Consider the following 21,467-nt stretch of genomic DNA (forward strand, 5'->3'; position numbering starts at 1 on the left):
AAGGATATTGGCACTGATATCTACCTGAGTTGATGCGTCATACTCTATTGGTTCGTAAGTATGATCTTGATGAGATCACCAAGACCATCACAGATTATATTGACCGGTGTGAAGGTAAGGACTGGATGGAAATCGCCCAAAAACTCTCCCGCGTCTTTGCTTGGGAGTATGAAGATTATCAGCCTTAACAACAGTAACAGTTATTCTTAAGCCCTAAATCCCTCCAACTCTCGCTGCTGCACCGGAGGCATTCAGTTGCAGCGGCGACTTTTAGTTGTTCAACACCGGTGATGCCGGAATCGGTCAACCAATCTGTGCCAAAGCCGTGGCAGGGCTGACTGGTTTCGCACAGTTCGTTACAGGTGACTTCATCGGTGACGGTGGTGGCTAGCGGATCAGTTAGGTAGCAACACGTCAGTAAAAGGAACGGTAACTATCTTCACTGAACGTCCAGCATGTGGCAGTTGCCTGGGGGTGGTTGACCAGTTCCAGAAAAAATATCCTAGCATCCAAGTTAACGTATTGGATAACAATGGTGTCTTGCTTAGACCTGGAGCTAAAAAATGAGTTACGAACGAATTGATTATCAAGAAATTAAGTCGTCGTTCTTAGAAAGCTGTTATCGCTGTTGTCGCCATAAGTTAAAAGACATTAACAGGGGTGGCTTAGGATGGACAGAAGGTGAACACGAGATAGGTTATGCCTACTATCAGTTTGAAAATGCTTATGAGTTGCCTATCGAAAAATTAATGCTGGAAGTGGTTACATTAATTTTATGGGCGGGTCGTTGTCCTGAGCAATCTGAGATACTGCATCGAAATGAAATTAAAAAAATTTTATCAGCCCATCCCCTTGATGAGTTGATAAAAGACATCGCTGAAGAAGAATGCAGTGATCTTCTTTACGATATGAAGCTATTAAAGCTGGTTTAGTGGTCACTAACCTCGGCCTTGGCCGGGGTAAATCCTCTCAAATCCCGCCGCTTCAACTGAACCACATTGGTTGCAGCGGCGGCTTCCTGCTGTTCCGCAGAGTGGCGGCGGTTCGTCTTCTCTCTTAGCTGCCCAACGTCCGAAGGTGACACACTATTATTCTTTCAGTGATTGAATACACCATTGTGCAAGTTGCGCTATCGCTTGTTCAACTTCAGCGTTGTAACCAAACCCCGCGTTCAACCGGAAGCAGTGATCATAGCGATCATCAGTGGCAAAAATATGCCCTGGGGCAATTCCGATCCCGGCACTGCGAGCCTTGATAAACAGGGATCGTACATTCAAGGCTTTCTTCGGCATTTCTACCCACAGCACATACCCACCCTCCGGTTTAGAAACTTTCGTCCCCAAGGGGAATTTTTGTAGTATTGCCTGACGGAGCTTGTCAATCTGACAGGCGAGCTCGCGTCTTAGCTTACGTAAATGAGCATCATATCCCCCATTTCTTAGTAATTCGCTAATGGTTGCCTGCGGTAATATTGGCGAACCCATAGTCGATGTATACTTCAACGAGGTGATTTTGCGCATGTAGCTGTTGCTATGCACCCAGCCTATGCGTACGCCAGGCGCTACCGTTTTAGAAAAACCACTGCACAAAATGACGTGCGGACTAAAGGCTCGCATTGGAAAAGGTCGTTGCTCGCCAAAGGCCGTATCACCAAAAATATCATCTTCAATAATGATCACATCATTTTCATCCGCTTGTCGGGTGATGTAGGCTTTTTTCTCATTGGGTATTACTTTTCCCAGAGGGTTATTAATATTGGCGAGAGTAACAAATACTTTAACGGCTTTTCTCTGGAAAAGTGCAACCAGCTTTTCGCAGTCAACATAGCCTTCATTACAGGCGTCGACTTCGATCACCCGTAAGTTGAGATTACGTAACATTTGCAATAAAACAAAATAGCACGGTGATTCAACGGCGACCGCATCCCACGGTTTTACTGTTGCACGCAGCGAGAGCGAAAGAGCTTCAATACAGCCATTGGTCACTAAAATGTTATCTGGGTTGATATTGCACCCGTAGTCTATCGCTCGTCGGACTATTTCCGCTTTTAACGGCGCATAACCGGTACCTTTTACCGTATCCCCGAGTAAAAATGGCTTACTGTAGCCTAGCTGTCGCATGATCAAACTCAGCTTTTTGATGGGATACAAGGCGCTGTCACCGTTGGCCAGATCCAAACGAACACGGCAATTTTCACCGACCATTGCCATGTGCAACTCCGTTTGTTCATCGAGTGGCGCAATCTCGCGTGGCTGTTCGACAACAGCAGGCTTCTTTTGCTGAATGTGTTGCTGTGACGCGACAAAAAAACCGGATTTGGGTTTTGCCACTGCGTAATGTTCATCTTCCAGTGTGCGCAAGGTTTTTAATGCGGTTGTCAGGCTGATTTGGTACTGAGTGGCTAAGGTTCTCACCGAAGGCAAACGCGTATTGGGCAGTAACAAACCCGCATGAATGGCCTGCTTTATCTGTTCGGTAATCTGGCGATATCGGCTGCCTGACCTTCCTTGCTCCGCGTTTTCAACAGACATCTGTTCCACTCCATTTCGATCCGATCTGTGCGTATAAAAGTGATTACTTTGATAGTAGTTTAACTATCAAGACTTAGAAATAATGGAATCAGAATATTCCCCCACAGGAGTCTTTTTATTTTAGTTTTGGTTAAAAATTGGCCAAGACTCTCTTTGTAGTTAAATAACTCATTATTTATAAAGGATAAAATATGAGTAATCTCTCAGAGATGATGATAAACATCGAAAAATATCTCTCGCCATCTATTATCTCCTCCGCTAAACAATGTGCGAAAAGATTGATGTTTGCCTTAAATGATGGGCAAGGGAATAACCAAAAGAGAGTATTGCTCGCTTATGGTGGAGGAAAGGATAGTAGCTATATGGTTGCTTATGTTCGGTATATACAGGGGCTGGTATGGACCGAGCAGGGCGATACTTTCCGCCTGCGGATTAGCACTAATCGTCATGCGGGAATGAATGACAGTGTGATGGAAAATATTGATCGGGTATATCGAGCGCTAAATATTCACGGTGATGAATTAGTGGAATGCTTAGTAACTGACGGCTTGTTGATTCGCCCTTTCGAACGTCACTTGAGCATGCCGGATGCCGTACGCTGGCAAAATCGTATGGATGTCTTAATGAATGGCCACCGGTTTCAGGCTGATGCCCGTTCAACTTTTTGCAACGCCTGTAACCTGAGCATGGTGAACTCGTTCGGGCTCGCCGCCCATTACGATGGAGGAGCTGATATCATCATCACTGGTGACTCCCCGCAGGAGCAAACGGCTTATGTCGCTTGGGCGCGTCACCTTTCCCGTCTGTTTGACGCGCCAAAAGGTCAGTATTCTCACGGATTCTCCGCTTTTCTCGAAACGCTGGACGGCGTGGCGAAAGCGTATTTTGGCAACATCTACGGTGCTGAAAACGTCACTTCTGCTCATCGCATTACCTACAAGCTGGCGCGTGACCCTCTGTTCTTCAATATCTATCAGGACACTGCCTATGAAGCGGGGGCACACTGGGGCTTGTTAAAGGATTTCATGAAGTTCAGTTTTGACCCAATGATGTTTAGTTTTTCCGAATCGGATTGTGGCAATCCAACGTTGATGGCGCATATTCGCGGTTTGCGAGCGGAGACATTGCTGAAACGCAGCTATGCCGAGGGTATTCGCGAATATGTTCGCTTTGCGCTGGGGCTCATGCAGCAGAAAGATTTCCCGCCTCACTTAATCGCGGAAATGGCTCTGCGCTACCAGGACGATGATGCCATTGTCAGCCAGCGGCAACGTGCAGAACAGTTCGCGTTGGATGCTTTCAACCTCACGACCCAACAGCTTATATGCATGATCTATTCACCGTTTACTGAGCGGGGGAAAAATTTGGCGTCTTATCTGGCGCAGGAAAATCTTCGTTTTTCGGCAAACGCGATTCATGCACTCCTTGAGGGTAGCGATGAGCTGAGCAACATCCCCCTGAGCCAAGATTTGCAGCAACTTTCCGGGCTTACCTTACCTCAACTGCGTCAGTGTTATCGCAGTCAGCTGGTGAGTTCATTATTGGAAGGGAAATCTACCGATCCACTGGCACGCATACTCCGTTTTGATCCGCATAAAGCCGTCATTCAGGTTAGCAATGGCGTGACAAAGCGCGTTGCCAGCGAAGTCATTTCTGGGCGTTAATCAAAGAGGCCAAGTGATGAAAAACATCTTTCTTCAAATTGGGGCGACGCGTGACGGGCAGAACCCTTACTGCGCAGTGGCTCAACGTCAGGGGTATTTTACCGTGCTGATCGAAATGGGAGACTTTATAGACTATCAATCGCTATGCGTGTCGTTACCCTTCGATATGATTTTGCCCGTTAACCACCCCGAGAATCCCGTAGAAGTATTGCAAGCTTACATGAGCGCGGGGTTCTTGCAGCAGCCCCGGGTAGTGCTAGCCGGTTTTGAGGCCTATAACCAGAGTGCAGGCCGTGTACGGGCAATGGTCAGCCATTCGCCTGATCATCACAGCTTTATCCCACTGGATAAGTATGCCCAGCGTATGGCTTTAAAAAAGGCCAGCGCGGCATGCTTGCAACCAGACTTTCGTTTTTTTTCCTCAGTACCCAGTATTAAAAGTGCACGCGACGTTTTGGCTTACCCTTGCGTCATTAAGCCAGTCGATGGTGGCGGAGGTCTGGGCATTTGGCTGGTTACATCGCCGGAAGATTTGGATGCCGCCATCAATAAGCTGGCGACCACCATGAACTATGGTGGCCGCTCGTTTTCCGGGTTCATCGTTGAAAGTTATCTGCAAGGCGAAGAGTATTCGTTACAAGGCGTGGTCTGTAATGGACAGCCATGGGCACTGACGTGTTGCCAAAAAGTTATCGAAATAACGGAGCATAACGACGGTAACATCAGTTTTTATGAGTCAGGACATGTGGCCATCGGTGCCAGTCAATTACCTGGTTCATTTGTCAACTTGATGCGGCAATGTTGTGAAACCTTTGATTATCGGCAGGGAGCGTTTCATATCGATTTCATCGTAGTTCAGGGTGTGCCATATTTTCTCGAAATGGGTTTTCGCTTATCGGGTATGGGGGTAGTTAATCTGGTTAGAGAGACTACCGGTCTGAACTGGGCAGAGATCGCCTTCAATATCGAGCAAGGAAAATCGTTCGAGGGCATTGCCGATTTACAGCACTCGCATGCTGTAGGGCAGCTACGCTTGCGTCAAGTAGCCTGTCTTTCCGCTGCCGAGTTATGGGTACACCAAAATCAGCGTGGCCGCGTGTTGCCCCCCGTTCACTTTCCGCAACTTAATGTCACAAGCGAATCCACTCTCTATGCAGACTTGACCCGCCATGCCGGTATCCTGGGTACGCTGCGTCTGACTGCGAGTGACCGGCAGGAGATCCTGACGGTCTTCCATAGCCTCATGGCAAAGACGCAGGTATCTGCGCGTGGGGGGATGCAATGTGCAGAATGATCCTGGCGCGTGGCGAGTTTTCGGTGCAGCAGGTCATGGATGCCGCGCGAGCCATGTGCTGCGGTGAAACAGCGCAGCATGATGGCCCCATAACGGAACACCCTAATGGTTGGGGGTGTCTATGGTTGGAGAAGGGCAAGGTGTGCACATTGCGTGGTACAGAGGCTTTTGCCGATGCACTACCGGGGATTGATATCGCCAATATTCGCACTCGTTTTCTGGCGGTTCATGTACGCCACGCCACGTTGAGCAAAAATATAGGCGTCCAATTTTCTCATCCGTTATTTCGGCAATGTAATAGTACGCCATGGTATCTGATGCATAACGGTTTTTTACCAACCGTTTATCCGCACCTCGGCTTGCATGCCTCGCGCTTTGATTCGGAAGAATACCTGAAATATATCGTCGATCATATAACGCCGGCGGATTTAACACGTCCTTACCTTATAGGGAAAATGGCACAACTGGCGCCTGGTGGTAGCTCGGGCAACGCTTTTTTCATTACGAATAATAAAGCCTGGGCTTGGCAATGGCATACCGAAGACACACCGTTTCCGCGTTATTTCACGATGCATATGTATCGGCATGGCAACACTCAATACATTGCATCGGAGCCAATTTTGGCTCTGGGAGAGGCGTCTCATTGGCGCCAAATGCACAATCATGAACTGTATGAAATATCCTTGATGGAGTAAATCTATGACCACTTTACATCAAATCCGAGTGATTGAACCGACGATGCTTATGGAGCCTGACTGGCTAGATGACATTATTACTGCACGCGTGCCAATTCTGGTTTTGCGCAATTTTCTGCAATCGGAAGTCAGGAATGCCGTGGTTGGCGAGCTGCAGCAATGCCGAGAAAACATTCGGGTTTCTCATTACCCAAATGGAACGCTGACTACCCTGGGGCCGTATTTGGCCAAATATACCTCCGCACCGGAAAATTATTTTACAGAACTGCGAGATATCCAACCCTTATTGCCACAATCACTCATCTCATTGCAGAGAAATGTTTATCAATGGGTTAAAAAGGTGCTGAAGTTAGACGTGCTGGATACGGCCAATGAAGCTCAATACGGCTCTTATTCCGGCTCAATCGTGCGCTTTCATGCTAATGGTGTGGCGAATCCGTTGCATAACGATCACATCGTGCGTGATGCTGCCGGTAGCGGCTTGATCGTCACGGCAATCCTGCACCAGCTTAGCTGCGTTGTCTGCCTACAGGAGTGCAACGATGGCGGCGCCTTGCGCATCTACAACAAAAAATGGCAGCCGGAAGATGAGCGTTTTAAAACGCCAGGTGAACTGGGTTACCGCGATGGCATAAAAGAGGGGTGTGAAAGTTGCGAGTTCTATCCGCTCAGTGGCGATATCTATATCTTCAATCCGGCTTATTACCATGAAATAGATCGTGTCGTCGGTGATACACGTATCACCATGGGCTTTTTCTTCGGAATTACAGATAGAAATATGAAGCAGGCAATCGCCTGGAGCTGACAACTACTTTCGGCCAAAAGAGGTATTTCATGACGACGTTTGAGAAAATCACTGACCTACTGAAGATGCATCAGGTGGTGTTTGACATTATTGAACATCCGGCAGAAGGACGTTCCGATGCTATTAGCAAAATACGTGGCAATGATCTTCAGCAAGCCGCAAAAGCCATGGTTTTACAGGTACTTAATGGTTCTGGGCAGCTACAATACGTTCTGTGTATTGTCCCAGGCGACAGCAAGGTCAATTTCAAAGGCGTTGCCCGCTTAATGGGGGGGAAAAAGTCCAGTTTTGCTCCACCTGAGATGGCACAGGAACTTACGCAGTGTCAGATGGGGGCTGTTCCCCCGTTTAGCTTCAACGAAGCGCTGGCACTGCGTGTGGACGAACGTCTGTGTCGCGTCGGCAAGTTGTATTTCAATGCCGGGGAACTGGATAAATCGATCTCATTGAGTGTTGACGATTATTTCCGTGTGGTAGGCCGGCAGTGCATCGGTGAAATTGCCGTTCCGGTAATGGTGAACGAGTGATGGAAGGAAGGCACCATGTCAGTTAGAGATATATTGTTAGCTCTGTGTGTGATTTTGGCCTGGGGGGTTAACTTTGTCGTGATAAAAATGGGGCTTCAGACGATGCCGCCGTTTTTACTGGCTGGCTTGCGTTTCGCATTGGTGGCCTTTCCGGCCGTATTCTTTGTTAAACCGCCAAAGATACCTATTCGTTGGTTAGTAGCGTATGGCATGACCATCAGCTTTGGCCAGTTCGCCTTTTTGTTTTTGGCTATAAAAATGGGTATGCCGGCCGGGTTGGCATCACTGGTGATACAAGCGCAGGCCTTTTTTACCATTTTGTTAGGGGCTTTGATTCTTGGCGAAAAATTGAAATGGAACCATATCGCCGGAATTTTAATTGCGACGATCGGTATGTTTATGTTGGCTGTCGCTGGCTTGGAAGGGCCGCACTCTGGAGGTGTCACGCTCACCACCATGGTGTTAACCTTGGCTGCGGCGCTTTCATGGGGGTTTGGCAATATTACGAATAAAGTGATCATGCGTAATAACCCAGTGCCGATAATGTCATTGGTCGTTTGGAGCGCGTGGGTGCCAATAGTGCCATTTATCGCCTGCTCCTGGCTGTTCGAGGGCAAAGCCGCGATGATCGATAGCCTGGTGCATATTCAAGTGAAGACCTTCCTTGCTTTGATTTATCTGGCATTCATTGCCACCATCATCAGTTACGCCATCTGGGGGGCTTTGTTAAGCCGCTATGAAACTTGGCGAATTGCACCCCTGTCGTTACTTGTACCCGTTGTCGGTATTTTGAGTGCTGTTTTAATACTGGGTGAAAAACTTTCATCTCAACAGATTATCGGCGCTCTGGTGATTATTGCCGGTTTGTTGGTGAATGTCTTTGGCGGTGTGTTGACGTCTCGTCGGGGAGAGTACCAACAGCGTTAAAGGTTATCGCCAAACAAAAAGGTAGGGCAGTGACATTCGCAACTTTCATATTGTCTGAAACTATATATAGTACGTGAAGTTTATACCTTGCTCCGCAATCAAAATCGGCTAATAAACAGTACTCGAATAACCACTTGACTCTTAGAAGGGCATCGTAAAAAAAGGCCTTCCCACACAGAGAAGGCCGCCGTCGAGTTGCACGGAACAACCTACACCGTCGTAACCGTAGCCTACTTTAACAGGCTCGTGCCAAAGTTACGGTAGCCGTGGTGGACATCTTTTGTATTTTCTTTAGCCAGATAAGCCAGACGCAAAAGGAAGTCCTCATAAACAGGGGCGCGAGTTAGAGCATCGCACCTGTCAAACTTAAATGACTGATTCTTTGGGAAATTCACTAAGGTTGCGTAGTATGGATAATCAAGGCCCACAGCGCTACACCAAGCTTTCTGTATCCGAACTAGAATCATGACTGAAACAACGAGGCTTTCTACATGACAAAAAAAACAGTACACACCCAGATCACCAAGACTCAAATCTACCGTGCCGTCGCCAGCTCCACCGCGATCGAGACGGGTGTTTCTGTGCAAAAAATTGAGCAGCAACTCAAGCAAAATCAGGCACAGGTGAAAGCCGTCGGCCTCGCCCGCTAATCTGGCAAGATATCACTCACCAGTTGCATCATGGGACTGTAGTTCCCTGATACACCTGCTTGTATTGCCTTGAAGTAAAATGCCTTGTGCTCATCCCACAGGCTGTAGTCCAGTAAGCCCTTCCCCGCCAGAACCGACAACACATCGCAAAGCAATCTCGAAAGACGCCCGTTACCTTCTCTGAATGGATGGATCAAAATAAACTCCACGTGGCATTGAGCCAGATAACTAACCAGCTCCGGGCGAGCCAGGAATTTCAGTTCACCAGATCGGGAGAGAAACTGCTTATCAAAACCAGCGATCAGCAGCGGGATCCTGTCGGCAGCAGCAAACTGGAAGCCGTCCTTCGCCAGGTTAGCGTTACGCAACCTCCCAGCCCAATCATACACATTCCCCAGCCATTGACGATGCCACCCACTGATATTCTCAAATACCAATACAGCAGGCGGCTGGCCTTCGATAAATAGCTGCTCATACAGCATCAGCAGCAAGCCAGACTCCAACGCCTCCATTTCCTGTTCATCAATGATCCCCAGTTTATTAGACAGCACCAAATCACCAGAGCCAGGCTGATACCGCTCTTCCGCTGAATGAAGCTCATATTTTGACAAGCCCTTACCTCCGCCCAAACAAGTTCACAACGTTGTTTTCCTGCTGTCGCTGATAGTTGTTGATCCGATCTTCCCAGATTTCAAGCGCCCTACGCTTTTCAGTCAGGTAATCATAACGGTCGTAGTGTTTCTGTAGGCATACCCACTTTAGTTCTATGCACTTTTTGAGGATTACCCTGTGATGCGATGAACACCATGTAAAACAGGAAAAAATCGACCGAGAGATAATAGTGATGTCATGTGCTGTTCATTCACGATTAGAATACGCCACGTCACGCTGAAAAAACCGTGTGGTGGGAATCAGCCCTCTGAACAAATGACTGGTGAGCACATTGTTGAGTTTACAGATTTTACGCAAAGCGGTTTCCAGGCTGATATTTCGCCTGCTGGCGGACAAACCTCTGCCCGCGAAGCCCCCGGGCGAAAAACTACATATTCTCCTGCTTCGCTGGGATGCAAAATTAGGCGACGCCATCGTATCTTCTTTCTTTTTTCGCGAATCGCGTAAGCTCAATGCCCGATTGACTGTACTTACGGTTAACGAGTTAGCGGAAATGCATACCAGCACCTTCGGTGTGGATGAAGTCATCATTACGCATCCGCATCCAGGGCTCGGTGAATTACACAGACTGGTGAACCTGCTAAGTAATGTCGATGTCGTTGTCCATCTAGTCGGACGACTGGAACCTGCCGAAATCATTTTTATGCGGTTACTCCGCCCGGCGAGTCTCTATTCCCTTGATGATTCGCTGCGATGTGTGAATCGTAAAATGGGTTTCGCTGCGAACACGCTCAACATCGTGGAGCAGTACCAGTATATTCTGCAGGACCTGGGCGCGAAAGTGATCGACACTCAGTACATTGTGCCGTTGCCTGCGGAACTCCCGCCTGCGGCGCTTTCCCCTCAAATCCTATTTAATCCTTATGCCAGCCGAAAAGACAAGGGGCTATCCCCTTCCCGTGCAACAGAAGCTCTACAAGCTATCGCCGACGAGTTTCCCGGCCATTCCGTGGGCATTCTTTGCAGCCCTGCAACGCTACACAGCGCACAGCATCTGGAAAGCGCAGTTGCGCGCGATAATGTGGCGGTCTTGCGCGATGGGCTAACGCCCGAAAAGGTTGCAGGATATATTTACCGTGCCCAAGCGGTTGTGAGTGTGGATACAGCCATTGTGCATATGGCTGTCGGCCTTGAGGCGAAGCTGGTGGCGATCTACCCGTTGATTGCAGGTCAACACAATCCATGGCTGCCACCTCGCTCACCTTTTACGCGGGTGATCTACAGCGTGCAACAGCCGGACACACTCCGTCGTACAGGCAAAAAAGAGATGAATGCTTTTTCGCTAACGTCATTAATGAACTCATTGCAGGATCTCTTAACTCTGCCAGCAGAAGCGAAAAACAGCATGTTGCTTAACGCCAGAATCATCCCTGGACTGGGCGTGGCTACGGGCACGCTAGCGCGACAACTGCCGTTAATCAGTGAAGAATTTCCTGAGGTTGCAGGCTGTTATGCCGGGACGATCAACCTTGAATTCAGCGTTCCTGTCGCAGTCGTGCGGCCCGATCACCGTACCGCCCCGCTGGCCTGGACACCCAGCGGACGCACCACCGAGATATTCGATCTACTGCGCATTGAACTTGAATTCAGCCATTTACCTGAATGCATCCCCGCGTGGTTATATGTTGCCCACGGCTCGCCACACCGCCGAACGCCGACCATTCACGAAGCGATCGCGCCGCGCATTAACCTCAACGGCGCCACGCACTGTCGACTCCACTTACCCGCTGAGGCTATCGTACTGGGCGAACACGGCACTCAGGCTACGGAGGTTATCAATTTGTCACTTTCATCAATCCAGTAATCCGCATCCACCTCAATATGCAAAAACAGTTTTGCCAGCAACGAGCCGCCCGCCAAGAATTCAGCCACGGTTTCTCTCCGGGCTTCGGTACGCCGGAAATAGGTGTTGTAAAGTTTTAGAATGGCCACGTCGTTGATCAAAAATGCCCCGACGGCAATATCAGTGCGACGCATCACCTCGCAACCAGCAAAGTTGTAAAGCGGACGGTGTCCAGGATCGATGACCTCTCCGTTAATCGGGATGGCCGCATCAGCAGTCTGGGCAATGATATTTTTGATGCGCCCAGGATTACCCCAAGCGTGATTCTCGCTTACAAGCCCTATCGCTAAGGCTTGCGCAAGTATGGGGTTTCCCGGCAGGGACGCGAAAATACACTCGCTATGCCAGTGCAATTTACGGCTCAGCCCTGTCGGGAATAACTCCGCCGTCGGATCCCTGAACAGCAACGTATCCGCATCCAACCATGCCCCGCCCCAGCGATGTACAAACGCCATGCGAATGAAATCGCTTTTCGCCACAATTGCTTCAATGCCGTTTGCCAGCGTAAAGGCCAGCGGTTCAAAGGCCCAGGCTTTATTCACGATATCAGCATCGATGTGCTCGTTTACCGTTCGCGGCGTAAGCAGCAGAAAACGATCGCCTAGCGCTCTGCGCATAGAAACCAGTGCCAGAGCAACATAGGCCGGCATGGTCTGACCCGGCGCGTTTTCCCAGTAACTGACGTAATGGATAGCGTTGGAGGTCATTTCACCAGCACCTTACCTTTCGTACTCAGCAGCCCATTTTGCGTCAGATGTGCTCTGAGCATCACCAGCGATGGCGCGCATGCAGACTGAGCCAAAAACTCATTATTTAACGCTGATTTATACAGATTAAGCCAGGTCAGCACCGGCACATTTGGCAGGAAAGCCGGTAAACTATCCCGGTTGTCTTCGCCAAATAACAGACGCAACGCACGCAGAATGGGCTGATAGCCCGGCGCAGAGAGCAGTTGCGCGACGGTTTCATCCAGATGCTGCTTCACGCTCACGCTGTTCAGGCGATCCTCAACCGACGCATCAGTTAATGCCACCTGGGGATCAAGCGCCACAGGGTAAATGGCACGAAACGACCGGGCACCGTTACACAGCGATTCATACAACACTTTGTCCGCAGTTGCCCCGGTCACCAGCACGTCATCACCAAAAATGACATGCACGCCGCTCCAGCGGTAAAAATTCTCCGCCGGGATCACATGATCCTGCACGAGATTGACCCGATCGCGCTCGGCCTGGCTGAGGCTGGCGTAATTCTCACACGGCGGCGCAATCCTGGGCAGTTTGACGTTGATAATGGTGGGCAATCCCTTATGCGCCAACGTGAGATTAATTTCCTCAACCACGATATCGTAGAGCACATTGGCCATGGAAGGCACATTACGCCAGCCAGTGGTCATCATCACAACATTCTCCCCCTCCTCTTTGGCCTGGCAAAACAACCCTGACCATGAGGAGGTGGTGTCATCCAGTTCTGCGGCCAGGTAGTCGATAACGCACCGCGCCAGATAGCGTATCTCGCTCACTCCGCCATATTTCGCCCGGCTATAAATGCCCGCCAATGTTGTCGCGTCAGCGCCAGTGTGCATATCACAAAATGATCCAGTCGCATGCGGCGTCAGATAATGCAGCGCCGTACCGCCAAAAATCGCGACGTATTCGGACATGTCGATCAGACCGCGCGCCAGCAAATCGGTCGCGAACGCGCGAAAACCGGATTTAACATCCTGCGCATTGATCTGTGCACTGGCTTGGCGAAACATTGCCAACTGGGTTGCGAGCGGTTCGCTGTGCAACGTGTTCCACGCAAGTGAATGCGGGGTTTTTAGTCCATTCATGGTGAAGATCCTTAGCGAGACGCTGGCACAGTGTGAAATTGAAGATCATCCAGCAGAACATCAATGCGTTGACGCTGCTGATAATAGCTGATGGATTGAAGCCCTAATGGCCTGAGTGCCTCCACCAGCTCGGCGATCCCCGCTCCGGCATCGCGCGGATCGTGAGCATCGGACCCGATGGTCATTGGCACATCGTTCTCCAGTAATTTCGCCAGCAAAGCGCGGGAGGGATAAGACCATCTTCCAGTCATCTCTTTACTCGTTGTCGGATCAAGGCTGGATTTGCGCAGGCCCGAAGCATTCAACTCATAAGCGATACCGCTACGCACGAGCGGCGCAATCAGCGGTTCAAAGCGACGCAAAAACACGTCTTCCGGGATCGCGCGCAGCAGCGTGTCAGCGTGTCCAACTGCATCAAACAACTGGCTTTCCAGCAATGCTTCAAGCTGAGCAAAGTACTTATCCAGAAAGGAGGTTGCCGCTAACCGGGGCAGTTCCCAGACTTTCACCATCAACTCATCGGTAACAGCAACGTAGTGAATTGAACCGATGACAAAATCCATCGGATAGCGGGACAGTAATTGCCGGTTATAACGCTCTGTACCCGACATATAATCCAGTTCCAGACCGCGTAGCAGTGTGATCTCGCCTTTATAGGCCTGTTGCGCCTTATCAATATCGGAAAAATAGCGCTCCAGTTCCGATTCCAGTAAACGGTTTTGTGCATCCACCGGGAACGGAGCGTGATCGGTGATGGTGAGTACCGTCACACCCGCCGCAATCGAGGCACAAACAAGCTCGTCGATAGTGCCTACGGCATGTTTCGAGTAGAACGAGTGGCAGTGCGAATCAATCATGCTGCCTTCCATTGTTCAAGCAGCCCGGAATGCTTCGCCATCTCTTTGACCAGCCAGTAAGGATTATTAGCGGTGGCGATGATCGTGCGAAGTTGCGGAGTGTTTTCCAGCTGCGCCAGCAGTTCGGTTAATGGCTGGGTATATAACGCGTGCGACAAGGGATTTTCCCGCACATGGGTCGCCAGATGATGCCAGTCTATCGTATCAGAATGAATATTCGCCACGCGATCGGTCTCAATACCGTACAGAAACACGTCGCCGTTGGGTTTGATCGTCACGTCGATGCCATTGAGCTGTGGCGCAAGGTTCAGGCTGCCAAAGGTAAAAGGCTTATTCACTTTGGACTCAATCGCGGCAATATATCCCTGCAAATCCAGATAACCTTCCGGCGTATCTCTTGCCGGATGTACCAGATTTTTGTAGTCGATGTTAAACGTGTCCGCACCGATCAATAATTTGTCTTCCAGTACGCTGACAGGTTTTATGCAGGCGTTAATTCCCCAAGAAGCCAGTTCATTCACCAGATATTCACGCGTGAAGTCACGATCGGTATCGATCGAGCGAAATGAAAAACTGAGCGATGACGGTTTTTTGCGCTGAGCATAATCCAGGCTAAACCCATGCGTGCGCCATTTTACTTTTTCAATATGATGACTATCGGAACTGAGGCGAATATTACAGGTATCGCCATTAGCGGAGACAAGACGATTGATCTCATCAAAGATCTTTTCCATCTTCTCATGGCGAAAAAAACCGCTGGTAATAAACTCAAAGCTGTTGCCCCCGCGGGACAATGCCAGTAATTCGTAAAAGGTATTAATATTATTGAGCGGTTCGCCTTCACCACTCACGGAAATACGTTTTACGGCCGGATCATTAATGAGCGCCGACAGGTTGTCACGTGCCTGCGTTGACAGCACCATACTCTTACCCGTTGCGTGCTTGTCCGCATACATGCAAAATGCACAGCCGATGCCACAGATCTGGGTGATATCTACATAAAGCAAATGACCATGTAATTCCATATATAATATTCCGCCATATTTTCGAAAAAAAATTCAACTTGGTACAAATTGAAATCTTTTGCAGTGTATGTTTCAAACACCAATTCTTTGCGTATATCCCCTCGGCGTCTTTGATGTTGTTAGGCAGGTTCTGGATCAGATCCCAGCAGCACCTTCAAACGCGCATCGGCCTGCGACCTCCCGTCCTGCAACATCGCTAGCACTGCATTGTCTTCCTGCTGGCGCTGCGCGCCAAACAGATCTAACAAAGCGGGAATGGCATTCTACCATCGTGACAATATAGAGTTTTTAGAACCTTGTATCAGGTCTCCCTCCCAGTGACCTAGTATGGCTCTGTCTGCAACATCAGATGGCCTTTCGCTGATGGGTATCGCATCCGGGATTGAGCCTAATCCCTTCCCTTTAAGCGATGTCGTTCTGGATTTACGTACTGCACTTCCGCTTCTGAGGCACTGCTGCAGCTCTTTTTTTAAAGCTCCCCAGGTTTGTATAAAAAGCGTTTTATAAATCGTTTCGTGTGACACATGCATTTCCTGGTTATCGGGATAACAGCGTTTCAACCAACCGGCGATTTGTTCTGGCAACCAACCCTGATGCATTTTCTCTGCAATGACTATACATAATGCGGGGCATTCAATTAACTTACAGGTTTTAGGCCGCAGGGCATTATCCCATGTTGTTTTGTCAGCATGTGCTGCACGATATTGTTTTAAACCTCCGTGTCTGTGGATCTCGCGGCTGATAGTCGAGGGCGCTCTTGATAATTTTCTGGCGATCTCCCTGATGCTGATTTTTGCTACCAGCCCTCTGGATATATCTTCCCTTTCGTCAGGCGAAAGAGACATCCCCCACCTCAGCGTGACAACTTGTTGTGACCTTTCGGCGGTTTCGCTGCCAGAATGCAGTGAAATCCACGCTACTCGCTTTCATGTATAGTCATGCACCTGTTCAAAACTGATCATGTGCGTTTTTCGTGGTTCCAACCAGGGATCACGGCGCCCGCGGCAGAATGCGACTGAGCGTGTTTCAGCGGTACGTGAAATAAGGCGTTATGGTAAATGCCGGAGAATATACCGACTGAAAAAAGAACGGGCTACAACTCAAAAATACCTTAAAATACTTTTATTTACTTTTTATTATTAATCTATATATTTGCATCATACTTTTTAAAAGGAGATGCATATGAACGATTCGGCTGTAGTGGTGTTTACCGCACGTGGTTTTAACCGTTTGTTGAGTGATGGTGGCTCAGGCTCATGGGTCCTAAGTGAAAAGCGCGCATCGCGCTGTAAATACGTTGTTTGTGTGCAGAATAGAGACCCTGCCGATAATCATAATAACGACTGGGGTAGCGTTTCAGACCCTCATAAAAATGCCTTTTTTATCGGTAAAATTTCCGATGTAGTAACCAGCCCTGAATGGGATGGCTCACGCCCTACGAGGTGGTTAATTAGAGTGAGTGAGTATGCCAAAATCGCATACCCTGGCATGTGGGATGGCGCGAGGAATCCCGTTGCTTATTCATCATTAAGTGACATGGGTATTAACGAAAATGAATTAAATTTCAAAAAGATGCCTTATGTTGAGATTAAGTCACCAGAGACTGTACAGGAAGAAGAACCCTACCCGGATGGGATCTCTATTTCACAAGCAAAGATACTTTTATCTAGAAAGTATGATGTTTCTGAGGAAAGTATAGAAATTATTATTCGTGCGTAGTCACTCATTTTGCTTTTTAACTTATTAGCGTAATAAGAATCAGCGGAGGCTGTATGGACAAGGCTTGGGACGGAAATTTTCGCGATATTCCTGCGGATCACTTTGATAAAATGAAGTCAACGGCGAGGCATCTGGCTGAAATCACAAAAAAAACTACCGATGGAAAAATAAAGGATAAAGACATTTTCATCCGCATTGGGATGTCCGGGACAGGCGTTAGGCCTAACTATCAGGTCGAGCTTCCTGATGGCCTCGTCATCACAATTAATGGCATCAATCATGAAAGTTTCGGTGTTGAAGAGTTTGATAGGCATTGGGTCTCAAAGCCTTACAGCATTGAACAGCTGAACAACATGCGGATTTCTGGCGGTACTTTAGAGGCTGAGCCTGTCTAGTTAACCTGTTTATATGACGTCTTTCGCGCGGTGCACACAGTGGGACGTTGTAAATGGGGTTTGAAGCCCAACTGTACGAAACTGTACGCCAAGTTCGTTTTTTGAGAAGTTTGACTTGCTGCCGATTGACGCCTAGAATCTTTTCGCCGAAAAATGATCGGTCGGTTCGGTTATTCCGACCCTCGTATCCTACGAGAATTAGTCTGTTTTAAGAACCCACGGCATCACCCTAATAAATTTGGGTGTGATGCCGTGGGTAGCTATATGCTGCCCATGCTCGCACCGCCGTAAAAGGAATATTTGCATGCACAGCAAGAAAATCTTGATCACCGCCCAAGTCTTCATCTCCGGGATGATGGCCTTCCTTATGACTGGATTCTTCTCCATTCTTCATCTCGGTATGACCTCCACCATTGTGGATGCATGGGCCAGTTCGTTTATTATTGCTTGGCCGGTAGCCTTCTGTTTTTCTTTGGTCGTGTCGCCGTTGGCTTTCATGATGGCCGGGTGGTTGATGGCTAATCGTGATCTCGTCAGAGCTGAGTGAATATCTCCTGGAGCCAGGTGTGTTAGACCTCTAGTAAAAACTCAACCAGTAGGGGTTTTAGTTAATTAACTGCATACCGCTACCGCAGGCTGAACGACAATAGTTTGGTTTTAAGCCCACCATGAGTGGGCTTTTTCATGCGGTTCGCACAGTGAGGCGTTATTGTAAGTATTCCTGTAATCCGAACCATTCACTTTTAGAGCTCTTCCTACAAACTGATTATGTCCGTGTGAGGCTAACTTCCGCTTTTCGCTCAAAGATGCCAGATGTTCTTTAGGCGGTTTAGTGCCAAGAGCAGACATCGTAAAAAGCTAAGCATATTGATTACTTAGTAACTATTCAGAATCACGAAAAGCACATTAAAGATTGGCGCGGGGTATCACTAGAGCTTACTGTTGCTATCATGATTTCTGCCAAGCAATCGAGGAAAACAATGGCACGTCGAGTTGAGCTGAGGGGCATAGCCAATGCTCTTAATGAGAACTTTGTAAGCCGTAACAACGATTTCAAAGGATTCTGGACTATTGGCCAGTTAAAGTTATTAGCTATTAATAACAACCTCAGCACTATGGGGTTTTTCCTTACTCCTCCTAAGAGTGCCCCCCACTGTAATCTGAGACATTATGTTGTACTCCACTATGCAGCCATGCTCGCGCGTTTGTTAAGAAAGCAACAAATCCCTGATTTTTGGATAAGTGAAGCTAGCATTACGATCGACTTTAACGTTAATGCTGAACACGAACATTTGAATGAATGCTCAACATCAGGTGAGCCTTTTAAGTGCCATTGTCAGATAATTGATGACACGGGTCGCAGTTACTCTTCCGTCGTTTATGGTAGGTGCCAGGCTCACTCATCTGTGAAAGAATTAAAATCGACTCGAAAACTAACTGTGTAAAAAATCTGTTCAACTTCCGTTCTTCGCTCATAGCCGACCGGTACAGTTCTGGCAGGCAGCTTGGCTGCCAAATAGCGGACGTTTTTAGGCTGACAATAAAATTATAAACTAGGGTACTGTATGAGGCAGTGGCTAGATAGGCAGCACCACAAACCTTCAGCACTGTGTAAGCCAGCTCTGAAACTGCCAGCAGAGCGCCGAGACCTAATGCGACCAGCGCTCCCCAAATAAAACATCCAATATCAATACCAAGAGCAGCCTAAAAAGCCTTTTTGCCACCTTCAGCACAAGCGGTGCGAAGAATAAGTGCCGTATCAAGGCCGGGAGTAAGGGTAAGTAACATTGCGGCAAGGGAGAAGGCGAGAAGTGAATCGTAGACAATCATTTTCTTTATCCGAAAGAGCAGATGCTAACCACTTACTTTCTTACCTTCAATACATTGCGTTAGAATTTTATAAGTATTCATTTTATCTGTCAGATCAAGCGGTCCCTGCACGAATGCCAGTAAAGACTGCAACACATATCATTTTTTGAAGCGTCGGCTTATCGCTGTGAGTTCAACTGGTCGACGCAACGCTATCCTTAAATAAGGGGGGACGTTGCTATGAAACTCAGACCACAAGTTTTAACTCCCTTTTTCTGTTTTCAACAATGCTCCCTTGTTTACGAAATCAGCTCATCACTGCATCATAGGACGGCGTTGCTCATGATAATCACTACGGTTATAAGCGCGACGTATCTCATTTTTATCCACATGAGCAAGTGCGGCTTCAATGACATCAGGCGGAAAGCCTTGTTCATTGAGTGCTGTACTGGTAATAGATCGCAATCTATATGAAACGAGAACGCCACCGAACCCGGCGCGTTTTAAAGAGGCGTTAACGGTTTGACTATTTATTGGCTGATTAGGCTTGATACGGCGGGGAAAGATGAAATCCCGATTGCCACTCAACGGCTTCATCATCGCCAAAACAGCCATTGCTTCATCTGACGGGTAAGCGACAAGCCCAGACCGTCTCGTATAATCTGTCTTATTTAGCGACAATGATGTCCACCATTTTTTAATCGTGTCCATTATTCTCATGCCTAAACACGGTAAATTTTAACACCCTCTCGTTGAATGCAAAATGACATCTAAATCGATCATGGTTTGGCATTCGAATCGTTCATTCCGACAAATGGCTGAGACTGCCTCCGTCAGTGCATCATCAGCCCACAAACAGGTTCAGCGCTTCCTGGGTTCAAAGCCTATACGCCATCGTTATAAACGTGAGTTATAGACGGCTGGGAACACCCAACCCCCACATCCTGACCTCATCGACACGCTGGCTGAATCAGATTTATGGCCCTGAAACCGCGCATAACTCTCCTAAACTGGCATGCTTTTGTTGATATTTACACTTCTTTATTGATCGATAATGTCGATCGATAGTATATTATCGATCGTTATATTCTATCAATAAGAGTGTAGCGATGAGACTACAGGTAAAGCGGGCTGTGGCTTTTTTAAGCACTTACCCTGCCGTTGTGACAAGGGGCCCTGGACCCGTAAGGTGTTATCGCACCCGTTACTCTACTCACAAGGAAATGTAATGATAATATTCAATAAAACGTTGCTGTCGGGTTTACTGGTACTGGTGTCGGCCTCTGCGGTTGCCGCGCCTGAAAACGGGCTCTATCTCTCGGGTAAGGTCGGGGTGGGGATAATGAATCTGGGTAACCAGTCCCTGAGCTATACATCAGACGGGACCTCGGATGGTTTTGGCAGCCAGCGTGACAATAATTTTGCCGGCTCTCTGGCGGCGGGTTACGATTTTCACCCGCAGTTCAATGCGCCGCTGCGTCTGGAACTGGAATATACCGGTTACGGAAAAGCCAATTCCAATAACAGCATGACCTACAATGAAGCGCCCTGGGGCTATCCCGATTTTGAAGGCAAAACAGAGAACAACCTGGAGGTTCAACTCCAGACCGTACTGATGAATGCGTATTGGGATATGCGTAACAGCACCCCCTTCACTCCGTGGATTTCTGCCGGGGTAGGCTTCAGCCACCTGTCGTTGGACCACCACACGGTCGATACCGATACCCAAATCAGCACGGGCATCGTTGATGGTTCGGTAAAAAGCGGTAACCATTCTGGCAGCGCAACTAACTTTGCCTGGGCGGTGGGGGTGGGAGTTAACTGGGCCATCATGGATAACGTGAGTATGGACCTGAGTTACCGTTACCTCGATGCCGGAGATGTTGAAGCGAATTACACGACCCCTAAGGGAAATGGTAAAACAGCGAAGGTTTCGGTGACGTCGAATGATGTGATGCTGGGCGTGCGGTATGCCTTCTAAGTAATCATACTCTGCTGTGTCCTCGGTTAGCACAGTGAGTTCAGGTACTGCGTCAGCGCCTCACCAGGGTCATTATTGACGCAGTCCACCTGGAACGCTATCGGGTGTATTACGCACCGCAGCACCGACGAGATAACCTGGTCAACGGCTCAATAAAACCCCACGTCTTACGGCATCGCTGGATACTCTACAAAATCCAGTTATTAATTATAAAATTCAATTAATTGCGTGACACAGGC

The 21,467-nt window shown here is 48.4% G+C and carries 21 protein-coding genes and 6 pseudogenes; 15 read left to right on the forward strand and 12 right to left on the reverse strand.

Annotation, left to right across the window (positions count from 1 at the left end):
- Nucleotides 1-17: 17 nt before the first annotated feature.
- The 3 genes and pseudogenes from A6J67_RS00350 to A6J67_RS00360 form a co-directional block, all read left to right on the forward strand.
- Nucleotides 18-188 (forward strand): annotated as a pseudogene (locus A6J67_RS00350) (Imm8 family immunity protein); the annotation flags it as partial.
- A 247-nt stretch (nt 189-435) separates the two neighbouring features.
- Complete coding sequence (locus A6J67_RS23900) at nt 436-567, forward strand: deaminase domain-containing protein (protein ID WP_226967898.1); 132 nt, start codon at nt 436-438, stop codon at nt 565-567.
- On the forward strand, nt 564-932 hold the full coding sequence (locus A6J67_RS00360; RefSeq protein WP_080607992.1) for a hypothetical protein: 369 nt from the start codon (nt 564-566) through the stop codon (nt 930-932). The genes A6J67_RS23900 and A6J67_RS00360 overlap by 4 nt, the downstream gene beginning before the upstream one ends.
- Here the strand turns inward: A6J67_RS00360 and A6J67_RS23370 are convergent.
- Nucleotides 929-1,084: a hypothetical protein gene (locus A6J67_RS23370; RefSeq protein ID WP_192945353.1), complete on the reverse strand. Its 156-nt coding sequence runs from the start codon at nt 1,082-1,084 to the stop codon at nt 929-931. The genes A6J67_RS00360 and A6J67_RS23370 overlap by 4 nt on opposite strands.
- A 4-nt stretch (nt 1,085-1,088) precedes the next feature.
- The gene (locus A6J67_RS00365; RefSeq protein ID WP_080607993.1) at nt 1,089-2,531 is read right to left on the reverse strand and encodes a PLP-dependent aminotransferase family protein; all 1,443 of its coding nucleotides are present in this window, start codon (nt 2,529-2,531) and stop codon (nt 1,089-1,091) included.
- Nucleotides 2,532-2,722: 191 nt separating this feature from the next.
- On the opposite strand from A6J67_RS00365, the gene A6J67_RS00370 reads away from it, so the two are divergent.
- From A6J67_RS00370 to A6J67_RS00395, 6 genes are read left to right on the forward strand one after another with little or no spacing between them, the layout of a single operon-like run.
- Nucleotides 2,723-4,195: a hypothetical protein gene (locus A6J67_RS00370; RefSeq protein WP_080607994.1), complete on the forward strand. Its 1,473-nt coding sequence runs from the start codon at nt 2,723-2,725 to the stop codon at nt 4,193-4,195.
- Between the two features lie 16 nt (nt 4,196-4,211).
- Entirely contained in the window at nt 4,212-5,489 is a 1,278-nt protein-coding gene (locus A6J67_RS00375; protein ID WP_080607995.1) for an ATP-grasp domain-containing protein, read from the forward strand.
- Nucleotides 5,477-6,184: a class II glutamine amidotransferase gene (locus tag A6J67_RS00380; protein ID WP_080607996.1), complete on the forward strand. Its 708-nt coding sequence runs from the start codon at nt 5,477-5,479 to the stop codon at nt 6,182-6,184. The genes A6J67_RS00375 and A6J67_RS00380 overlap by 13 nt, the downstream gene beginning before the upstream one ends.
- 4 nt (nt 6,185-6,188) lie before the next feature.
- A complete protein-coding gene (locus tag A6J67_RS00385) occupies nt 6,189-6,989 on the forward strand; it encodes a hypothetical protein (RefSeq protein ID WP_080607997.1) in 801 nt (266 codons plus the stop codon).
- Between the two features lie 29 nt (nt 6,990-7,018).
- On the forward strand, nt 7,019-7,516 hold the full coding sequence (locus A6J67_RS00390; protein ID WP_080607998.1) for a YbaK/EbsC family protein: 498 nt from the start codon (nt 7,019-7,021) through the stop codon (nt 7,514-7,516).
- 15 nt (nt 7,517-7,531) lie between these two features.
- A complete protein-coding gene (locus tag A6J67_RS00395; RefSeq protein WP_080607999.1) occupies nt 7,532-8,443 on the forward strand; it encodes an EamA family transporter in 912 nt (303 codons plus the stop codon).
- Between the two features lie 230 nt (nt 8,444-8,673).
- Here A6J67_RS00395 and A6J67_RS00400 read toward each other — a convergent pair.
- Nucleotides 8,674-8,898 (reverse strand): annotated as a pseudogene (locus A6J67_RS00400) (inovirus-type Gp2 protein); the annotation flags it as partial.
- Between the two features lie 36 nt (nt 8,899-8,934).
- On the opposite strand from A6J67_RS00400, the gene A6J67_RS00405 reads away from it, so the two are divergent.
- Nucleotides 8,935-9,093 (forward strand): hypothetical protein, encoded by a 159-nt coding sequence (locus A6J67_RS00405; protein ID WP_105165799.1) that lies wholly within the window; start codon nt 8,935-8,937, stop codon nt 9,091-9,093.
- On the opposite strand, the gene A6J67_RS00410 is transcribed toward A6J67_RS00405, so the two are convergent.
- Nucleotides 9,090-9,704, reverse strand: a complete 615-nt coding sequence (locus A6J67_RS00410; protein WP_192945354.1) for a Fic/DOC family protein — start codon at nt 9,702-9,704, stop codon at nt 9,090-9,092. The two genes, A6J67_RS00405 and A6J67_RS00410, sit on opposite strands and share 4 nt — an antisense overlap.
- Nucleotides 9,705-9,708: 4 nt before the next feature.
- Nucleotides 9,709-9,834: pseudogene (locus A6J67_RS23905) on the reverse strand (integrase); the annotation flags it as partial.
- Nucleotides 9,835-10,036: 202 nt separating this feature from the next.
- On the opposite strand from A6J67_RS23905, the gene A6J67_RS00420 reads away from it, so the two are divergent.
- Entirely contained in the window at nt 10,037-11,569 is a 1,533-nt protein-coding gene (locus A6J67_RS00420; RefSeq protein ID WP_192945355.1) for a glycosyltransferase family 9 protein, read from the forward strand.
- Here A6J67_RS00420 and A6J67_RS00425 read toward each other — a convergent pair.
- From A6J67_RS00425 to A6J67_RS00445, 5 genes and pseudogenes are all read right to left on the reverse strand, one after another.
- Complete coding sequence (locus A6J67_RS00425; protein WP_080608001.1) at nt 11,524-12,315, reverse strand: hypothetical protein; 792 nt, start codon at nt 12,313-12,315, stop codon at nt 11,524-11,526. The two genes, A6J67_RS00420 and A6J67_RS00425, sit on opposite strands and share 46 nt — an antisense overlap.
- The gene (locus A6J67_RS00430; RefSeq protein ID WP_080608002.1) at nt 12,312-13,442 is read right to left on the reverse strand and encodes a hypothetical protein; all 1,131 of its coding nucleotides are present in this window, start codon (nt 13,440-13,442) and stop codon (nt 12,312-12,314) included. Before A6J67_RS00430 ends, A6J67_RS00425 begins: the two co-directional genes overlap by 4 nt.
- An 11-nt stretch (nt 13,443-13,453) precedes the next feature.
- Nucleotides 13,454-14,299 carry a histidinol-phosphatase gene (locus tag A6J67_RS00435; protein WP_080608003.1) on the reverse strand — a complete coding sequence of 282 codons (846 nt, stop codon included), beginning with the start codon at nt 14,297-14,299 and terminating at the stop codon, nt 13,454-13,456.
- Nucleotides 14,296-15,324 carry a radical SAM protein gene (locus tag A6J67_RS00440; protein WP_080608004.1) on the reverse strand — a complete coding sequence of 343 codons (1,029 nt, stop codon included), beginning with the start codon at nt 15,322-15,324 and terminating at the stop codon, nt 14,296-14,298. The genes A6J67_RS00435 and A6J67_RS00440 overlap by 4 nt, the downstream gene beginning before the upstream one ends.
- Nucleotides 15,325-15,567: 243 nt before the next feature.
- A pseudogene (locus A6J67_RS00445) lies at nt 15,568-16,163 on the reverse strand (IS30 family transposase); the annotation flags it as partial.
- A 343-nt stretch (nt 16,164-16,506) separates the two neighbouring features.
- Here A6J67_RS00445 and A6J67_RS00450 point away from each other — a divergent pair.
- The 3 genes from A6J67_RS00450 to A6J67_RS00460 all read left to right on the forward strand — a co-directional run bounded on the left by A6J67_RS00450 (nt 16,507) and on the right by A6J67_RS00460 (nt 17,985).
- Nucleotides 16,507-17,043: a hypothetical protein gene (locus A6J67_RS00450; RefSeq protein ID WP_226967874.1), complete on the forward strand. Its 537-nt coding sequence runs from the start codon at nt 16,507-16,509 to the stop codon at nt 17,041-17,043.
- 53 nt (nt 17,044-17,096) lie between these two features.
- Nucleotides 17,097-17,438: a hypothetical protein gene (locus A6J67_RS00455; protein WP_080608006.1), complete on the forward strand. Its 342-nt coding sequence runs from the start codon at nt 17,097-17,099 to the stop codon at nt 17,436-17,438.
- A 304-nt stretch (nt 17,439-17,742) separates the two neighbouring features.
- Nucleotides 17,743-17,985: a DUF2798 domain-containing protein gene (locus A6J67_RS00460; protein WP_080608007.1), complete on the forward strand. Its 243-nt coding sequence runs from the start codon at nt 17,743-17,745 to the stop codon at nt 17,983-17,985.
- A gap of 1,031 nt (nt 17,986-19,016) precedes the next feature.
- Here the strand turns inward: A6J67_RS00460 and A6J67_RS23375 are convergent.
- Nucleotides 19,017-19,268 (reverse strand): annotated as a pseudogene (locus A6J67_RS23375) (LysE family transporter); the annotation flags it as partial.
- A 297-nt stretch (nt 19,269-19,565) separates the two neighbouring features.
- Nucleotides 19,566-19,874 (reverse strand): annotated as a pseudogene (locus tag A6J67_RS00470) (tyrosine-type recombinase/integrase); the annotation flags it as partial.
- A 601-nt stretch (nt 19,875-20,475) separates the two neighbouring features.
- On the opposite strand from A6J67_RS00470, the gene A6J67_RS00475 reads away from it, so the two are divergent.
- Nucleotides 20,476-21,228 (forward strand): outer membrane protein, encoded by a 753-nt coding sequence (locus A6J67_RS00475; protein ID WP_080608008.1) that lies wholly within the window; start codon nt 20,476-20,478, stop codon nt 21,226-21,228.
- Nucleotides 21,229-21,467: the final 239 nt, after the last annotated feature.

The organism is Yersinia sp. FDAARGOS_228, assembly GCF_002073315.2.
GTDB classification, from domain to species: domain Bacteria; phylum Pseudomonadota; class Gammaproteobacteria; order Enterobacterales; family Enterobacteriaceae; genus Yersinia; species Yersinia intermedia.